2 protein-coding genes and 1 tRNA gene are annotated in these 2,514 nt (G+C 58.1%); 1 reads left to right on the top strand and 2 read right to left on the bottom strand.

The window, feature by feature from the left end; genetic code table 11:
- Positions 1-28: 28 nt before the first annotated feature.
- Positions 29-421, bottom strand: coding sequence for a Co2+/Mg2+ efflux protein ApaG (apaG, locus tag AAC126_RS22195; protein WP_339857638.1), 393 nt, complete (start codon positions 419-421; stop codon positions 29-31).
- A 206-nt stretch (positions 422-627) separates the two neighbouring features.
- On the bottom strand, positions 628-1,953 hold the full coding sequence (locus AAC126_RS22190) for a calcium-binding protein (protein WP_339857635.1): 1,326 nt from the start codon (positions 1,951-1,953) through the stop codon (positions 628-630).
- A gap of 191 nt (positions 1,954-2,144) precedes the next feature.
- Between AAC126_RS22190 and AAC126_RS22185 the strand changes: the two genes are divergently transcribed.
- Positions 2,145-2,218: transfer RNA gene (locus AAC126_RS22185), tRNA-Gly, on the top strand.
- The last annotated feature ends 296 nt before the right edge of the window (positions 2,219-2,514 follow it).

Raw genomic sequence — 2,514 nt, 5'->3', positions numbered from 1 at the left:
CCAATGGATGCCCGCTTTGCGCATCCGCTCAGTTTGGCCGTCCGGCCGCTTCCGGAAGATCCAGTGCGAAACTGGGTACCGAAACAGTGAAAACCTGCCCGTCAGGGCCTGTCATATCGTAGTGACCACTCATGAAACCCGAAGGCGTTCCAAGCGGTGTGCCGCTGGTATATTCGAAACTTTCGCCGGGCCGGATCACTGGCTGCTCGCCGACGACGCCGGGTCCATCGACCTTCTGCTGGCGTCCGAGAGCATCGGTGATTTCCCAATGGCGCGCCCGCAGGCGTACTTCCTCGTCGCCGAGATTCTCTATCGTGACCCTGTAGGCCCAGACATAGCGATGGTCCTCCGGATCGGAATGGTCCGGAAGGTAATGGGGTTCGACGAAGACTCTGATCGGGCCCGTGGTCTCGCTGTACAACCGTGTCACTCCTCATGCGCACCGTCACCGTCCATCGCTGCCGACTTCCGGTTTCAACGCTATATGTGGAGCGAAAATCGGAAGAGTCCATATCGGGCGCACCCTGCGCTACCGCGGCTGGACGGGCAAGTGCCTGCACCTGCACAATCCCTCACCATGTCGTGACTATCGGGGCCTGTAAAGCGGCAGAGGGGGCGGCGAAACGGTTATCCGAAAATGAACAGGCCGTCGGAAACAGCTCCTTGGGAGACGCCGACCAGCGTGATCGTGCCGCCATCGCTCAGGTTTACAATCGTGCTCGTGCCTGATGCCGTTGTGCTGTGCGTCGTGCCGGAGGCGAGCAGGACACGGTCCTCCGCAATGTTGAAATCCAGGACCGTATCGGCCCCGGAACCGTTGCCGATCATTGAGATGGTATCTGCGCCGTCACTGCCGGAGATCGTGTCATTCCCCGCATTTCCCGCGAGGATGTCAGCACCGGCGCCGCCAATCAGCAGATCGCCACCCGATCCGCCATAGAGCGTATCCGCATCGGCGCCGCCATAAAGGATGTCATTGTCCTGATTGCCGTAAATCAGATCGGCTCCGGCATTACCATAGATAATGTCGGCCCCTTTGTTCCCGGCGAGCCGGTCGGCGTTATCACCGCCGGCCAGGAGGTCGTTTCCTGCTCCGCCAAAGAGGGTGTCATTGCCCGTATCGCCGGACAGCGTGTCATCGCCTTGATTACCATAAATCAGATCATTGCCGTCAACGCCGGACACCACGTCGTTTCCTGCTCCGCCAAACACGGAATCATTGCCGGAATCGGCGCTGATTGTATCGGAGTCCTGCCCGCCAAAAAGCGCATCGTTTCCTGCCCCGCCAACAAGCAGGTCCGCTCCGGCGTTGCCGTAGATGAAATCGTCTCCATCGCCTCCGAAGAGAGAGTCCGTGCCCGCGTTGCCGAACAGGGAGTCTATTCCGGCTCCGCCCGAAGCCTGGTCGTTCCCGGCTCCGCCAATGATGCTGTCATTGTCTTCACCGCCGAACAGGGAGTCATTGCCCTGTCCCCCGAAAAGGGTATCGGCTCCGGAATCCCCATACAGGCTGTCGTCGCCGATATTGCCATAGACCACATCATTCGATGCCCCACCATAGAGCAGGTCCTGCCCGAGCCCGGCGCCTCCATAGAGCACGTCGAGACCGCCGCCACCGGTCACGGTGTCGTTGTCCGGCCCACCGCTGAAGGTATCCGCTCCGTTCGTGAGAGTGGCGTTGATCTTGGTTTGGGTGCCAAGCAGATTGACGCCGGATACGGTGACGCCAAGCGTGCTGCTGAAGGTGATCGTAATGGTTCCGGAAGGAGTGAAAAGATAATCTTGCGCGAAGGCAATCTCGTGCGCGGCATTGCTGTTGACAGCAATGGTGGCATAGCCGCGTGCGCTATCCAGACTGCCGGTCTGCAGAGTACCGGACGTGATCGTCAGCGTTCCCGAATCCGATACGAGCTCTGCAAGAGAGCCGATGTCGTCGACGGTTGAGGAGACCATTTCTTACCTCCTTTGCAGCCGATTTCTTCAACTGCGGTCAGTTCATTGGGTACATTTCAACCAGAACGGGGCTGGTTTTTCAACTTTCATAGATACATTTAGAGGAAAATGCTTGCTGAATGGTTTCACTTCTACGCCCTGAACGATTTCACTTGTAAGCAGGGGGCCGCTTGCGCATCTTTGGCGGCGTTGCGGGTGTAGTTCAATGGTAGAACATCAGCTTCCCAAGCTGAATACGAGGGTTCGATTCCCTTCACCCGCTCCAATCGGACCACCGGCTCATTGAGGCCAGAGGCGTTTCCTTGCATTGAAATGAGCTGACGATGGCTCCTGCGAGACTGAGCAGGAGGCCCGGGTTACTTGAACAACCGCAAGCTTGCCGGATGCCGAATCGCCAGTGCAACGCAGCCATGCATATCTCTTGACTTGAATTTGGTCTCGATTTTCGCTATCTCCACTGCCGCGAGCTAATGCTCGTCGGTTTCAATTGTTTTTGGTCCCGCTCCCGGCCTTGACCGGGTGTTGAGGGATCCAGCCCACATTCGGCGTTTTGATAAGACT

The organism is uncultured Nisaea sp., from assembly GCF_963974195.1.
Classification (GTDB): Bacteria; Pseudomonadota; Alphaproteobacteria; order Thalassobaculales; family Thalassobaculaceae; genus Nisaea.
This window is presented reverse-complemented; position numbering and strand designations above follow the sequence as displayed.

Bases quoted from the DNA above. Each gene is read 5' to 3' on its own strand.
- AAC126_RS22190 (WP_339857635.1), bottom strand. From the start codon at position 1,953: ATGGTCTCCTCAACCGTCGACGACATCGGCTCTCTTGCAGAGCTCGTA.